Origin of the sequence: Indolivaga macrotermitis (genome assembly GCF_900128985.1) — a bacterium.
Taxonomy (GTDB): Bacteria; Bacteroidota; Bacteroidia; order Bacteroidales; family Dysgonomonadaceae; genus Dysgonomonas_A; species Dysgonomonas_A macrotermitis.
Window position 1 is genome coordinate 99,467 of record NZ_FQUC01000014.1, and the last position, 15,109, is coordinate 114,575.

Genomic DNA, 15,109 nt, shown 5'->3' on the forward strand with positions numbered 1-15,109 from the left:
ATTTGATTAGCAAATGTAAAATAAAATATTCAGCTACCCTTAATGCCGATGCTGAAATAAGTTTATATTATGTAATGCTTTTGTTTTATATTTGTGCCTGCGTTGTATTTTTAGGAAAGTTCAAAATAATCGTAGTCTCGTTGTAAATGAAATATTTATATTATATAATAATCTTTCTGGGATTATTTGTGAGTGTGTGCGATGCACAAATATACCATAAAGAAGATAAATTGGGATTAATGTCTGTACTGAGGCAGGAGTCTGCCGTAAGAGATAGTCTGAATCTGCATCAGTTGGGACTTAATATATCCGACACTACCAATTGGGCATTATCTGAAAATTGGATACAAAAAGTAGAGGGTATAAAATGGTCTGAAAAATCCCCAAAGAGGATTATTACTGTTGAATGGGATAATCTTAACCTGTCAGGAAATTATGACCTGAGCTTTTTTCCGTCATTAACAGTATTCAAAAGTGCGAATAATCGCATTAATAATATAAACACTCTCAAAAATAAGGATCTGATAGAGGTGGATATCTCCGGGAATGCAATAGCTTCTGTCGACTTTTCGAAAAACCCGAACTTGCTACGCTTAAATGTAAGTGCGAATAGTATAACCCAACTAAATCTGAGGAATAATAAGAAGCTACAGTCTCTCGATTGCAGTTATTGTGGTTTGGAAAATATCGACCTCAGTAATAATCAATTTTTACAGGTACTCGATATCTACTGGAACAGGTTAACCGATTTAGATTTGATCAGGAATAAGAAGCTTGAGGAATTGTCTTGTTATTCTAACTTCTTGACTCAACTCGACCTATCCTCTAATATCCTCCTGAAAGAGTTGGATTGCAGGGAAAACAAACTGACATCGTTAGATCTCACAGCCAATACATCGCTTTTTCATGTCTATTGCGACAAGAATACGATATCTAATCTAAAGATTAATAATATACAGGGGCTCTATATCTTATCGTGTAAATCGAATCAGCTATCCAATCTCGATGTAAGTAATTTGATAAACCTGAATGCCTTGTATTGTTCCGAAAATGACTTACAATCATTAGACCTGACTAATAACAGGGCTTTACAAATACTGGAAATATCTAAAAATCCGCTGATTTCGATTGATGTCAGCGAAAATAGAGTTTTAACAGAGTTACATTGTTCCGAAACAGCGCTGACAGAACTTGATTTACGGAAAAATCTGGATATGCTGGCATTAGACTGTTCATCCAATAAGCTGACAAATATTGATTTTACATATAATTCGGGATTAATCAGAATTAATTGTGCAAATAATCTTCTGGAGGAGCTCGGAATATCTAATCTCAAAAAATTACAGGAATTAAACTGTTCATCAAACAAAATATCGAAATTGGACATATCCGGTCTGGTGGCTTTGGAAGAACTGAACTGCTCAACTAACCGGCTCACATTATTGAACTTATCAGCAAATAAGAAATTGATGAAACTGAATTGTTCCAGTAATGAGTTACCTGCGATAGATTTAAGTAATAATACTTTGCTGGAGAATCTGAATTGTTCATCCAATCTGATTTCTAATCTCGATATAACTAAATGTGCAGATTTAGAGATTCTGTATTGTTCCAATAATCAACTTACAAAACTAAAGACCAATGCTAATCGGGATTTAATAGAGTTGGTTTGTGCTTCGAATAGTATTACCGGTCTGAACGTATCTGATAACAAGGCATTGAATATGCTCGATTGTGCAGACAATGATCTCACTGAATTAGATTTACCGGCAGATTTACCATTGCTGTATCTCGATTGCTCTCATAATCAGTTGTCAGCTCTGGATATAAAAAAGAGTTTTTTCTTTAAGATGAATTGCTCTCATAATGCGCTCTCTATTTCATCCCTGAATTTTGCTGAATATAACTTTCTACGCAACTGTGTCTATACACCGCAAACCGAGATAGACGGTGGTGTAGCATACTGCGGGGATACGATTGACCTGAGTGCGGAATTCAAAAAAAATGGAAAGTATACAACCTATAAATGGTACGAAAGTAACGAGGAAATAGTGTTTGAAGGAGAAAGTGGTAAATACATTATACCCGATTCTTTTGCAGGTGTAAATCTGGTTTGCCGTATGACCAACGATACTTTTCCTAAGTTAGTGCAGCGTTACAAAATCTTGATAGAAGCGAAGACTAAATAATACCGTGGTAACCGCATCAAAATCGATGATTAATACAGATCGGTGACTAAACAAAGGTGACATCCGCCTGTTACCTGAGTGTCACGTTTGTTCCCTTTTTATTGTTCTTTGTATCAATAGATTAATTTCTTTAAAGTGACAAAGGTGACAAAAGTGACACCATTTTTGAATATTTTTTTCTTCTTCATTGTTTTTCGTTTTTTTAGCATCAATACATCAAAGAACCTTTTTATATCGAATAGATAAATTTTTCTGTGTGCAATTGCAAATACATCTTTGCGGTATATTTTGATGCCTTTGACCTAAAATAATGCCTGTAGCCGATATTTTTCTAACTTTGTAGCTTAAATCAGAGAAAAATGGCTACACCTTTTTTACAAGTCGACAATCTGACCAAGAGTTTTGGCGATTTGGTATTATTCGAGAATATATCTTTTGGTATAGCAGAAGGGCAACGCATAGGCTTGATTGCCAAAAACGGAACAGGAAAAACTACATTATTAAATATTCTTTCGGGAAAAGAATCTTACGATTCGGGTTCTATTGTTTTCAGGCGCGACCTCAAAGTCGCTTATCTGGAACAGGATCCTAATTATCCGGCCGACATTACTGTACTCGAAGCATGTTTTCGTTCAGGTACAGAAGTCACTGAGGTTATAGCCGAATACGAACGGGTTATGGCTTCGGGAAATCATGAGCATCTGGATGCTATTCTCCAAAAAATGGAGATACTGAAAGCGTGGGATTATGAACAACGTGCCAAACAAATCCTCTCTCAACTGAAAATTAATAATTTCGACCAAAAAATATCGGAATTGTCCGGAGGGCAGCTCAAACGGGTCGCTTTGGCTAATGTCCTGATAACCGAACCCGAACTGATTATTCTGGATGAACCTACCAACCATTTGGATCTGGATATGACCGAGTGGCTCGAAGAATACCTTCAGCGTTCGCGGCTGAGTTTATTGATGGTTACTCACGACCGTTATTTCTTAGACCGTGTTTGTTCTGAAATTATAGAAATAGACCAGAAACAAATATTTCAGTATAAAGGTAACTATTCGTACTTCCTCGAAAAGAGGGAAGACAGGATGAGTACCCAAAACGCAGAAATAGACAGGGCTAACAACCTGTTGCGAAAAGAACTCGACTGGATGCGACGTCAGCCACAGGCCAGAGGGACAAAAGCAAAAGCACGCATCGATGCCTTTTACGATTTGGAAAAAAAGGCTCAGCAATTGCGCGACGCCGGTAATGTACGCCTCGAGATGAAAGGCTCATATATCGGCAATAAAATATTTGAGGCAAAGCATGTGTATAAATCATTCGGGGATTTGAAAATACTGGAAGATTTCAACTATGTTTTTGCCCGGTACGAAAAACTGGGAGTTGTAGGAAATAACGGAACCGGGAAATCTACTTTCATAAAAATGTTGATGGGAGAAGTTCCACCCGATAAAGGCGAATTTGACATTGGTGAGACCGTAAACTTTGGATACTATAGTCAGGACGGGCTTAAGTTCAACGAAGAAATGAAAGTGATAGATGTGGTGCAGGATATTGCCGAAGTTATAGACTTAGGTAACGGAAACAGATTGACGGCTTCACAATTTTTACAGCATTTTCTGTTTGCGCCCGAGAAGCAGCATAACTTTGTATACAAGCTATCCGGAGGAGAAAAGCGCCGGTTGTATCTGTGTACGGTATTGATAAAGAATCCAAACTTTTTGGTCCTCGATGAGCCTACAAATGACTTGGATATTATGACCTTAAATATACTTGAAGAGTATCTTCAAAGTTTTAAGGGATGCGTAATCGTTGTATCGCACGACCGTTATTTTATGGATAAGGTTGTCGATCATTTGCTTGCGTTTAGTGGAAATGCCAAGATCAAGGATTTTCCCGGAAACTATACCCAATATAGGGAGTGGAAAGAGATACAGGATCTTTTAGCTAAAGAAACGGAGCAAACAGCTAAACCTAAGGACGAAAAGCCTAAAGCAGAAACAAAGAAAACGGAAGAAAAACGGAAATTGTCTTTTAAAGAAAAGCGGGAGTTTGAAGAACTGGATGCCTTGATTCCTAAACTGGAAGAAGAAAAGACCCAATTAGAAATAGAGATGTCAAGCGGAACTCTTTCGAACGACGATTTATTGAAAAAGTCAGCACGGATTAGTGAACTGATAGACGATATAGATGAAAAGACTTTGCGCTGGATGGAGTTAAGTGAATGGATATAAGCAGTAAACTGAAAATATGAAATTATCCGAAGACTTTATCAAACAAACCAAACCCCTGCTGGAAGAGCAATGGAATGATTTTGTAGAAGCACTAGAACAGCCTTCGCCTACCAGTATACGGATAAACAAGGGTAAATACACTAAAACAGAGGCCTATTCGGAGCCCGTAATATGGTGTCAGGATGGGTATTATCTGGCAGAACGGCCTTCGTTTACATTCGATCCTTTGTTTCATGCAGGAGCATATTATGTGCAGGAAGCTTCGTCGATGATTATCGGTCAGGTTTTTCAGCAATATGTAGGTAACGATACCGTTAAAGTATTGGACTTATGTGCAGCTCCCGGAGGTAAGTCTACTCACATCGCATCACTCATTACGCCCGATAGCGTATTGGTTGCCAATGAGGTAATCCGTAACAGAGCCAATATATTATCAGAAAATATAATTAAAGCCGGTCATCCGAATGTGATAGTTACAAATAACGATCCGGCGGATATCGGAAAGTTGACACAAGTATTTGATGTTATCCTGATCGATGCGCCCTGTTCGGGTGAAGGAATGTTCCGCAAAGATACTCAAGCAATAGAGGAATGGTCGCTGGCTAATGTTCAATTATGCAAAGAACGTCAGCAGCGTATTGTTGCCGATGTGTGGGAGACACTTTGTCCCGGAGGAATCCTGATATATAGTACATGTACATATAACACACACGAAAACGAAGAAAATGTACAATGGATGAAAGATACATTCGGAGCGGAAGTTTTACCGCTGGATTTACCTGACGAATGGAATATTCATGGAGCATTTAATTCCGGTAATTCTGTATATCACTTTCTGCCTCATTTAACAAGGGGTGAAGGTTTCTTCCTCGCAGTACTCCGTAAAACAGGAGACAGTGAAGATGAAACTGATTTTGCACCGAAGAAAAGCAAGAAACAACCAAAATCGAAAAGCATATCATTGGATAGTGTATATAAAAACTGGATTAAGGGAAACGAAAAATATTCCTTTTTCGAAAGATCAGGATCGTGGTTTGCTTTTCCTGAACGAAATTTTGACTTTTTCGAATATATTGTGTCGCAACTAAAGTTGGTGTCGGCAGGTATTCGTCTCGGGGATGTCAAAGGAAAAGATTTTATTCCCGATCATTCATTGGCAATGTCTCAGACATTGAATAAGGACGCGTTTACCTTGTTAGAAGTTGATAAGAAAACGGCAATCGCTTATCTGAGGAAAGAGGCATTGATATTTCCGGATTCTTCTAAGGGATATTTGTTGTTGACTTATTCGGGTATTCCCATCGGATTTGTTAAAAACATAGGAAACAGGGCAAATAATCTATATCCAAACGAGTGGAGGATACGCACTACTTATCTTCCGGATGATTGTTAAACAGATAGAAAAGACAGGGATTCCTTCTCTTAATTTTCCCTATATTTGCCAACAAATAAGGAATAAGTACGTTTTATAGAATATAAACAGTATCGTAACAGGTACAAAAAAAGAAGATAATTATGAGTAGTAGAAGAGATTTAAAAAAATTGATACATAATTCAGTCGGAACATTGTATGATGACCTTATTTTTTATAAAGTTTTCACCCAGAATCCCAATGAAGAAAAAGCGGATGCGCTGATCGACAAAATTTCGGATGCGCATTTCGACCTGATAAACCGTCTGAGTGCAACAGAAGGGAAAGAGGTGAAAGGACGTACAAAAACATATTATTCGAAAATTAAAGCTGATTTGCAATCTCTCGTGAATCAATTCGGAAAAGAGATACAATCACTTGATTAATATTTGTTATGCAGAAACTAAGTAGCTTCATTCTACGGAAATTAGGATGGAAAGCTGGCGGTATTACCGATTATCCGACCAAATGTGTGCTATGTGTGGCGCCCCATACCAGTAATTGGGATTTGTTTATCGGAAAGCTGATTTATTCATCGCAAGGAAGAAAGGCTTCTTTTCTTATAAAAAAGACATGGTTCTTTTTCCCGATGAATCTAATCTTTAATGCAATCGGCGGAATTCCCGTGGACAGGTCTAAAAAAACATCCCTTACCGATCAGATGGCTCATTTATTTGCGACTCGCGATCAGTTTGAGCTGGCAATCACTCCGGAGGGAACCCGCAGCCAGAATGCTGAATGGAAAAAAGGCTTTTACTATATAGCATTGGCTGCTAATGTACCTATTGTTGTAGTTGTTCTCGATTATAAGAGAAAAGTAGCTGATTTTAAAACCGTTTTTATCCCTACGGGAGATGCCGATGAGGATATAGCCGAGATAAAGTCTTATTATAAAGATGCCCAGGCTAAACATCAGGATAGATTTTTATTAGAAAATGAATGACGACGCATTACTTCGGATCAGCCTTGTTCAGATGGATATTCAGTGGGAAGATAAGCCTGCCAATCTGAATAAGGTAAAAGGTTATCTGTCCGGACTGTCAGGAAAAACCGATCTGGTTATATTGCCCGAAATGTTTTCGACAGGATTCTCTATGAACAGCCATACTCTGGCCGAGACTGTTGGCGGACAAACTATTTCTTCTTTACAAAATTGGAGTAAAGAGTACGATCTGGCTATCTGTGGTAGTTATATTGCAGAAGAGAAAGATCAATACTTTAACCGGGGATTTTTTATTACTCCGGAGGATACATATTTCTACGATAAAAGGCATTTGTTTAGGATGGGAGATGAGTCTAAATCTTTTAGTCCCGGAAATAGGCAGTGCATAATCGAACATAAAGGATTCAATATTTGTTTACTAATTTGTTATGATTTGCGTTTCCCTGTGTGGGCGCGTAATGTAGATAACAGATATGATCTGCTGTTATATGTCGCCAATTGGCCACAATCGAGAATTAAAGTCTGGCGTACTTTGCTCGAAGCACGTGCACTCGAAAATCTGAGTTACGTCTGTGGTGTTAATAGGGTTGGTACCGATGGTATGGGCTTATATTACAATGGGCAGTCGGCAGTTATTGATTATAAAGGAAACAGATTGTCGGAGCTAACCGAGCCTGTGGAAATAATCGAAACTGTTGAAATCTCTAAAAAAGGGTTAAACTTATTTAGAAATAAGTTCCCTGTATGGAAAGACGCAGATGATTTTGCTCTAAGGTAAGAAACGATCAAAAACAAATAACTATGAAGAGTTCTAATTTAATGAAAGTTTGTGCAGTACTAATGATTGCACTTGTATCCGGATTATTTTTACAAAGCTGTGATAAAAAAAACGCTCCTACTCAAGCCGAACTGGAAGGTTTTTGGGTACTTAAAACAATGAACGGCGAGCCTGCCGCTAATCTCTTTAAAGGTCCACAACCGACACTCGAATTTAATTTTCAGGACAGTATTGTTTCAGGAACAAGTGGCTGTAACCGCTATACAGGTAAATTTAGTTACAAAGATGGTAATTTCGCGGCTCCTAATCTTGCATCAACCAGAATGTTGTGTTTAGACGAAAATGCAGAGCCTGAGTTTTTACTCGAATTATCTAATGCCGGAAATTCTATAACAATCGTTGACGGTATTTTGACTATAGCACACGACGAAAAGGTGGTACTTGAATTCGAAAAAGAATCGACCCCTCCGCAAGACGGTATCGTTGCAAAAATTGCTCCTGAACAATTAGACGGTTCATGGGTATTAACTAATATAGGTGGCGATGATGCTTCTGTAAAGTTTAAAGATTCGGCAACTTATCCTACTCTGACATTTAATATAGCGGAAAACAGGGTAACCGGAAACGGTGGCTGTAATGTTTATAACGGAGGTTACAAATTAACTAATAATCAACTGATTGTTGATAAAGTTGTAAGTACAATGATGGCTTGTCCTAATCTCGAAGGCGAAGGTTTATTCATAGAAAATCTTTCAGACACAAGCACTGTGTCGTTTTTAGGAGCAGATGTACTGCAGTTGGCTAAGAATGGTAATGTTGTACTCCAATTCACGAAAGTTGTGACAGATACAATTGCTGCTAATTGATAAGAACACTAACATACCAACACTAAAATTGTAATGAAAAAATTGACAAGTAAGATGCTGCTTTTACTGGCAGTTCTATTATTGGGTATTACAGCTCAAAGTTGTAAATCGGGTAAAGATTCAGCTAAATCATCAACGGCATCCGGAGGAACTACGATCGAAGGTACATGGATTTTGAAATCATTGGACGGAGTGCCGGCCGCTGATATTTTTAAGGGCAAAATTCCATCATTGACCATAAACCTCACAGATCGCCTTGTATATGGGAACGGAGGCTGTAACAGATATTCAGGCCCATTTACATTTCAGAATAACATCCTGTCTGCGCCAAATCTGAGATCGACTCTGATGGCGTGTATCTTTGATAACAAAGAAGGCGAATATCTGGCTATGTTAGCCAAAGATAATAAAGTCACTTTTACAGCAACCACATTGACTCTGGAAAATGGAGGCAAAGTAACCGCAGAATTTGTAAAAGGTGTTGATCTGTCTGAGATAGCCGGAACAAAATGGACTTTAGAAGCTATTGATGGCAAAGATGCAAAATCACTTTTCCAAATGCAGGATAAATTACCTACTTTGGAATTGGATACTGAGAAAAGTACAATTCACGGAAATGCGGGATGCAACCACTATAATGCTTCATACAAGCTTGAAGGCTCCTCTATTACAGTAGGGCCGGCTATGTCGACAAAGATGGCATGTCCTAATCTCGAAGGTGAGAGTGCTTTTACACAGGCTCTAACCGGAGTAAGTGAACTGAAAACCACAGGAACAGCAGTCCTTTTTGTAAGAGACGGGAAAGAAGTTTTGAAGTTTGTACGGGCTACAAACTGATAACTGACTTTTAAAATATAATCAGCCAATCGGTAATATATCCGGTTGGCTTTTTTATTTTTACATGGACGAATTTTATCGAAGAATAAACTTTTTATAAAAAAGAAGGAAATTTCTGTAACGAAATTCAACCTTCGTGAGTCATATAAGAAAACAGATTTAATATTAAAAAGTATTATTATGAAAAAGCAAACTCTTCTATTAGCCTTGTTTTGTATTTTGTCAATAACTGTTTATGCGCAGAATATAGTTTCACAGAAACGTCAGGTGAGTTCTTTCTCCGGAATAAAAGTTTGTTGTGCTATAAATGTCTATATAACCGAAGGTAATTCGCCAAGTATTACTGTTAGTGCGAATGGAGATATAATTGATAAGGTTATTACTGAGGTGAAAAATAATGTTCTTTCTATTTCAGTAAATAACAACAAGAAGAAAAAATTCGGAAGGAATGATAAAATAGAAGTGTATGTTACAGCATCTAACCTCAACCTGATAGAAGCTTCTTCCGGTTCAGATATATACGGAAAGTCATTGATTAACGCAAACATCATTAAATTAAATGCGTCTTCGGCTGGAAGCATTAAATTAGACCTGAAAGCGAATACGGTAAAGTGTGATGCCAGTAGTGGTGGCGATATCAATTTAACGGGGAGTGCAAATAATGCCGAAGCTACGGCCAGTAGCGGAGGTGATGTGAAAATGAAGGGGATGATAGTTTTAACTGCAAGTGCCAGTGCTTCTTCCGGCGGTGATGTCAGTATAACAGTAAAGAATGAAATAAAAGCGAGCGCTTCCAGTGGAGGCGATGTAGTTTATTACGGCAATCCTGCTAAAGTAGCGAAATCGGCTAGTAGCGGTGGTGGAGTCAAAAAGAAATAAACAGATATAGAAAATGGCGAGATATTTAATACCTCGCCATTTTTATTTTATAATCGACGGACATTGAATCCGGTGAATTTAGCTCTTGACTGGGTAGTCCGGAAACCGAACCAACCCGAAGTGTATGGGTTTTGATCTGTGTAATCAACTATTGTTTTACCGTCAATGGTATATTGTATATTTCCGTCCTTACACTTTATGGTTATATTGTACCAGTGGTTGGGTCTTAGCAGGTTACCTTTGTCTGTGTATTCGGTGATGATGTCGGGGCGTGTTTTTTCTTTCTCAAATTTCTCGAAATTTCCATTGTACTTACGGAAACGCGTTGTGGTATTGCTGTTGCCTCCATATCCGAGGTAATACATATTTAAACTGTAGTAACGCCCGAATACGCCATCGCGCCACGATGCCTGTTTAAATATATCATCGGGATATAGCGGGTCTTGTGCCATCCAGAAGCAATTCAGGTCACTAAGCCTGTCTCCGGCCTTACCTTGCTGCATAATACAAGCCGAAAATGAAATTTCCAGATTCCCCTCGTATTTTTCGTTACGCCATAGGGTAAATCCTTTTTTTGCCTCAATTTCTATCGTATCGTTGCTGAAACTGATATTGTTTTCCTGAGCTTCTATCGTCCAATACGTTTTAAATAAGGATTTGGTAAGCCCTGCCTTATCTGTTGCCCATTCTTTTGCTTTGGTTACCATGTCGAAACTAGGGTGGGGTGGTTGGTTGTAAGCGACATTCTGCCAGGCTATGGCCATCCTGTATTGGTGATCGTGCATCAGGGTCGGCAATTTATATGCTGCAGGTATGGTTGTCGAGTAAATTCTTAGTTCACTGTTATCGACTGTTCTCCATATCACCTCTTCGCGCCAATCGCCAAGTATGTCCGCCGATAGGCAGGCATTGCCTTTTGTACTGTTGTTTGATACAACTGTTCCCGGGCTGAGTAGTGTGTCGGTCTTGTGATTGATCCAGTCCCACTTTGTAATTGTGGTGTGATCCAGCAGTTCACGCAAAGGATCGGCATCCCACCAGATTCCGAAGTTACATGAGTTGGGTTTATCTTTGTATATTTCTTCGCCGGTATCGCTCCGGTAAGTGCCTCCAAAACCAGACCAGCATTCGGATCCTGCATATCTTGGGTCTATGTCGGCTGACATTCCACGGCCGATATCCCTGCCCGGAAATTTTTGCCAGATGATTTCTCCCGTTTTCCCGTCAAATAAAGCCATTCCGGGAGTATTCAAAGCTTTTGTTTTTTCTTCTGTCTCGTGCACGCCAAATACTTCAAGTCCCGGCCGGCTAGGGATAAGATCTCCTGCATGAAGTGCGTCACCATGCCTTAATCTGGTTGTGTATAAGCCTTTTCCGTTATGATCGACGGTCATAGCCCCGATACAAACCTCATCCAGACCATCTCCGTCGAAATCAGCAACAGTCACAGAGTGGTTACCCATTCCCGAGTATCCTTCCCATTCGGGTAATGCGCTGTCGAATACCCATCTCGAAGATAGCTTTCCATCTTTGTAATCCCATGCTGCGAGAACAGACCGTCCGTACCATCCGCGTACCATTACAGCCGAAGGTGTATCTTTTTCGAAGAAAGCGACGCATGCCGTGAATCTGTCCGATCTGCCTCCGGTAGCGTCATTACCTCCGTTTCCACCAACTCCTCCCCAACCGTCCAGAGGGTAACGTGTCGGGATATATTCGGCAGTAGCCAGTTCTTTTCCTGTTGTACCCTCAAATGCTGATATATACTCGGGACCTTCTACAATTTTTCCATACATCCTCGAGTTCGGGTCTTTATTTCTCCAGTCAGCCAATGGGTCGCCTACAGCCTTGCCTGTTCCATCAATAGTTCCGTCACCTGTCTTACAAATAAGTTCGGCTTTGCCATCTCCGTCAAAGTCATATACTAACAGTTGGGTGTATGCGGCGCCTGATCTGATATTTTTACCCAGATTTATCCGCCAAAGGTGTTTTCCGTTTAGTTTGTATGCATCGATATATGTATCTCCTGTAAATCCGGCTTGTGGAGGACGCTTTGAATTGGTTGGCTCCCATTTTAGAATGATTTCATATTCGCCGTCTCCGTCTAGGTCACCTACGGTAATATCATTGGCGGTATAATCGTATTTTTCGTTGTCAAATGTAATTCCGCCTTCCGGTTTCCGGATAGGTATGCTTAGGTAAGGGTTCTGGGGTTTATTGGCCGCAATATGATAAGAGGCGAGGTTTTTCCCTCTTGCATCTTTCAGGTACCAGGTATTGTCTTTACTAAAGTCTATATTGTCGCAAACATAATCGGATGTATTTACGATTAATGATTTGTTTGCTTTTTCGGGTTTGCTTTTTCCTTCCTGATGGTAAAGGTCGAATCCGTCTTCTTTCTTATCGGTCGATAATATGCGCCATCCGATATACGCCTGATTGTTGCTTACCGGGAGTGCAATTAAGGCTCTGTCCAGATTTTCTTTTCTATGCTGGGCACTGATAGTATTGATTTTGAATACAGGAAAAATGAATATTGTCAAAAACAAGACAATGGCAGATATTGTTTTCATATTAGATATTGGAAAATAAGGATTGGGGTTAATGCTCTGTCAAAAATAGAAAATAAAGTTGAATATCAATTGTGTTTTATTCTGAAAATACAGATAGAAATATGATAGATTGAATACTCGCTTCTTTCTATGTTATTAGCCCGGAATTAAATCTAAAAATATAACTTTGTGAATCATTAATACTATATACAATGAATCAGGATATAACTCAGATATTAAGCGCTTTTGTCGTTTTGTTTGCATTAATTGATGTTTTAGGTTCTGTCCCTATTTTCTTAAATTATCAGAAGAATGGCGATGATGTAAACCCATTTCAGGCATCGTTGTATGCTTTTGTTATAATGACTGCATTTTTGTTCGTCGGAGATTGGATACTGCAACTGTTCAATGTAGATGTATCTTCTTTTGCGATAGCGGGGGCATTGGTTATTTTTATAATTTCGGTAGAGATGATTTTTGGTATCGAAGTTTTTCGGAATGATGCTCCGGGAGGGTCAACAACTCTGGTGCCGATTGTTTTTCCGTTATTGGCAGGCCCCGGAACTTTTACTGCGTTACTGTCTATGAGAGCCGAGTTTCGTGTGACTAATATCATAATAGCACTTTTGCTGAATATGATTCTGGTCTTTTTTGTATTGAAAAACCTGAAATTCGTAGAACGGTTAATAGGCGTAAGCGGAGTATATGTTATGCGTAAGTTTTTTGGAATTATCCTGATGGCTATATCAGTGAGGTTATTTACTTCCAACCTGTCGGGATTGTTAAGTTCATTTTAAGAATAAACAATAGAGAAGCTGGTCGGCTCTTGTTGTCTGTTAATTTGTATATAGATAGCTTCTCTTTAAAGTGGAATACTAGCCCGAAAGTATTTCAATAACCAAAAAAAAGAAGTATTTTTGTTACATTAAAAACAAAGAGAATAGTAATTTACATTATATCATTTAATTTAAAATAAACCAAGTATGAAAATCGAACGTATTTTCGGTCGTGAAATTCTGGATTCAAGAGGAAATCCAACTATTGAAGTTGATGTAACATTAGAATGCGGTGCGTTTGGTCGCGCGGCTGTACCTTCAGGTGCATCTACCGGAGAACATGAAGCATTGGAACTTCGCGATGGAGATAAAAGCAGATACCTAGGAAAAGGTGTAACTAAAGCAGTTGATAATGTAAATAACATTATTGCTCCTGCTCTTGCCGGAGAATGTGCTCTTGATCAAAGAGGAATCGATTTGAAAATGATCGCTCTTGACGGAACTCCTACTAAATCTAAATTAGGAGCAAATGCTATTCTTGGTGTTTCTTTGGCTGTAGCTAAAGCTGCTGCTAATGCTCTTGATATTCCATTGTATCGCTATATCGGAGGTACTAACACATATACATTGCCAGTACCTATGATGAATATCATCAACGGAGGTTCTCACTCTGATGCTCCTATTGCATTTCAGGAGTTTATGATCCGCCCTGTTGGTGCAGCTTCTTTCAAAGAAGGTTTGCGTTGTGGTGCTGAAATTTTCCATGCATTAGCTAAAGAATTCAAAAGCAGAGGTCTTAGTACTGCTGTTGGTGATGAAGGTGGTTTTGCTCCTACATTGAACGGGACAGAAGATGCATTGGATTCTATCATCAAAGCTATCAAAGCTGCAGGATATGAGCCAGGAAAAGATGTTACTATCGGTCTTGACTGTGCTTCTTCTGAATTCTTTGATAAAACTGCTAAAGTCTACGACTATTCTAAATTTGAAGGTGCTAACGGTGCAAAACGTACATCTGCAGAACAAGTTGAATTCCTTGCTAGCCTTGTAGCTAAATATCCTATCGATTCAATCGAAGATGGTATGGATGAAAATGACTGGGATGGTTGGAAACAACTTACTGATAAGTTAGGTGATAAAGTTCAGCTTGTAGGTGACGACTTGTTCGTTACTAATGTTGATTTCTTGAAAAAAGGTATCGAACTTGGCTGTGCTAACTCTATCCTGATCAAAGTAAACCAAATCGGTTCTTTGACTGAAACATTGGATGCTATTGAAATGGCTCACCGTGCAGGTTACACTAGCGTAACTTCTCACCGTTCGGGTGAAACAGAAGATGCTACTATCGCTGACATCGCTGTTGCAACTAATTCAGGACAAATCAAAACCGGTTCATTGAGCCGTTCAGACCGTATGGCTAAATACAACCAATTGCTTCGTATCGAAGAAGAGTTGGGTTCTAAAGCTGTATATGGTTTCAAACGTGTACAACGTAAAAAATAAGAAGACTTCTTGTTATTTATAATAGAAAGCCGGAACCGGATGAAGTGCCCCCCCAAAGTTGGACAATAAATTATTAACTATATTTAGATTGAGTTCGGTATTTTACCGGGCTCAATCCGTTTAAAGACAGTTTAA

Annotated in this window: 12 protein-coding genes; 11 read left to right on the forward strand and 1 reads right to left on the reverse strand. The window is 39.0% G+C overall.

Going from position 1 to position 15,109, the window contains the following annotated elements; translation table 11 throughout:
- Positions 1-146: 146 nt before the first annotated feature.
- The 9 genes from BUC12_RS15855 (at position 147) to BUC12_RS15895 (ending at position 10,143) form a co-directional block, all read left to right on the forward strand.
- On the forward strand, positions 147-2,189 hold the full coding sequence (locus BUC12_RS15855; RefSeq protein ID WP_062181866.1) for a leucine-rich repeat domain-containing protein: 2,043 nt from the start codon (positions 147-149) through the stop codon (positions 2,187-2,189).
- A gap of 359 nt (positions 2,190-2,548) precedes the next feature.
- Entirely contained in the window at positions 2,549-4,429 is a 1,881-nt protein-coding gene (locus tag BUC12_RS15860; protein ID WP_062181870.1) for an ABC-F family ATP-binding cassette domain-containing protein, read from the forward strand.
- Positions 4,430-4,445: 16 nt separating this feature from the next.
- On the forward strand, positions 4,446-5,822 hold the full coding sequence (locus tag BUC12_RS15865; protein WP_062181874.1) for a methyltransferase RsmF C-terminal domain-like protein: 1,377 nt from the start codon (positions 4,446-4,448) through the stop codon (positions 5,820-5,822).
- A 122-nt stretch (positions 5,823-5,944) separates the two neighbouring features.
- Positions 5,945-6,226, forward strand: coding sequence for a hypothetical protein (locus BUC12_RS15870; protein ID WP_062181877.1), 282 nt, complete (start codon positions 5,945-5,947; stop codon positions 6,224-6,226).
- Positions 6,227-6,234: 8 nt separating this feature from the next.
- Entirely contained in the window at positions 6,235-6,783 is a 549-nt protein-coding gene (locus tag BUC12_RS15875; RefSeq protein ID WP_062181883.1) for a 1-acyl-sn-glycerol-3-phosphate acyltransferase, read from the forward strand.
- A complete protein-coding gene (locus BUC12_RS15880) occupies positions 6,776-7,561 on the forward strand; it encodes a nitrilase family protein (RefSeq protein WP_062181886.1) in 786 nt (261 codons plus the stop codon). The genes BUC12_RS15875 and BUC12_RS15880 overlap by 8 nt, the downstream gene beginning before the upstream one ends.
- Positions 7,562-7,584: 23 nt before the next feature.
- Positions 7,585-8,427 carry an META domain-containing protein gene (locus BUC12_RS15885; RefSeq protein WP_062181890.1) on the forward strand — a complete coding sequence of 281 codons (843 nt, stop codon included), beginning with the start codon at positions 7,585-7,587 and terminating at the stop codon, positions 8,425-8,427.
- Positions 8,428-8,460: 33 nt separating this feature from the next.
- On the forward strand, positions 8,461-9,264 hold the full coding sequence (locus BUC12_RS15890; protein WP_082141926.1) for an META domain-containing protein: 804 nt from the start codon (positions 8,461-8,463) through the stop codon (positions 9,262-9,264).
- Between the two features lie 180 nt (positions 9,265-9,444).
- On the forward strand, positions 9,445-10,143 hold the full coding sequence (locus BUC12_RS15895; protein WP_062181896.1) for a head GIN domain-containing protein: 699 nt from the start codon (positions 9,445-9,447) through the stop codon (positions 10,141-10,143).
- Positions 10,144-10,190: 47 nt separating this feature from the next.
- Here the strand turns inward: BUC12_RS15895 and BUC12_RS15900 are convergent, their stop codons facing one another.
- On the reverse strand, positions 10,191-12,716 hold the full coding sequence (locus BUC12_RS15900) for a rhamnogalacturonan lyase family protein (protein WP_070808605.1): 2,526 nt from the start codon (positions 12,714-12,716) through the stop codon (positions 10,191-10,193).
- Positions 12,717-12,907: 191 nt separating this feature from the next.
- Here BUC12_RS15900 and BUC12_RS15905 point away from each other — a divergent pair, with 191 nt between their 5' ends.
- Together BUC12_RS15905 and eno are read left to right on the forward strand one after the other, a co-directional pair.
- Positions 12,908-13,492, forward strand: coding sequence for a MarC family protein (locus tag BUC12_RS15905; protein WP_062181898.1), 585 nt, complete (start codon positions 12,908-12,910; stop codon positions 13,490-13,492).
- A gap of 186 nt (positions 13,493-13,678) precedes the next feature.
- Positions 13,679-14,974 (forward strand): phosphopyruvate hydratase, encoded by a 1,296-nt coding sequence (gene eno, locus BUC12_RS15910; protein ID WP_062181901.1) that lies wholly within the window; start codon positions 13,679-13,681, stop codon positions 14,972-14,974.
- Positions 14,975-15,109 lie beyond the last annotated feature (135 nt).

What these genes read in the sequence shown, in the direction of transcription:
- BUC12_RS15885 (WP_062181890.1), top strand. Translation starts at nt 7,585, where the DNA reads ATGAAGAGTTCTAATTTAATGAAAGTTTGTGCAGTACTAATGATTGCA.
- eno (WP_062181901.1), top strand. Translation starts at nt 13,679, where the DNA reads ATGAAAATCGAACGTATTTTCGGTCGTGAAATTCTGGATTCAAGAGGA.
- BUC12_RS15880 (WP_062181886.1), top strand. Translation starts at nt 6,776, where the DNA reads ATGAATGACGACGCATTACTTCGGATCAGCCTTGTTCAGATGGATATT.
- BUC12_RS15875 (WP_062181883.1), top strand. Translation starts at nt 6,235, where the DNA reads ATGCAGAAACTAAGTAGCTTCATTCTACGGAAATTAGGATGGAAAGCT.
- BUC12_RS15860 (WP_062181870.1), top strand. Translation starts at nt 2,549, where the DNA reads ATGGCTACACCTTTTTTACAAGTCGACAATCTGACCAAGAGTTTTGGC.
- BUC12_RS15905 (WP_062181898.1), top strand. Translation starts at nt 12,908, where the DNA reads ATGAATCAGGATATAACTCAGATATTAAGCGCTTTTGTCGTTTTGTTT.
- BUC12_RS15870 (WP_062181877.1), top strand. Translation starts at nt 5,945, where the DNA reads ATGAGTAGTAGAAGAGATTTAAAAAAATTGATACATAATTCAGTCGGA.
- BUC12_RS15865 (WP_062181874.1), top strand. Translation starts at nt 4,446, where the DNA reads ATGAAATTATCCGAAGACTTTATCAAACAAACCAAACCCCTGCTGGAA.
- BUC12_RS15895 (WP_062181896.1), top strand. Translation starts at nt 9,445, where the DNA reads ATGAAAAAGCAAACTCTTCTATTAGCCTTGTTTTGTATTTTGTCAATA.
- BUC12_RS15855 (WP_062181866.1), top strand. Translation starts at nt 147, where the DNA reads ATGAAATATTTATATTATATAATAATCTTTCTGGGATTATTTGTGAGT.
- BUC12_RS15890 (WP_082141926.1), top strand. Translation starts at nt 8,461, where the DNA reads ATGAAAAAATTGACAAGTAAGATGCTGCTTTTACTGGCAGTTCTATTA.
- BUC12_RS15900 (WP_070808605.1), bottom strand. Translation starts at nt 12,716, where the DNA reads ATGAAAACAATATCTGCCATTGTCTTGTTTTTGACAATATTCATTTTT.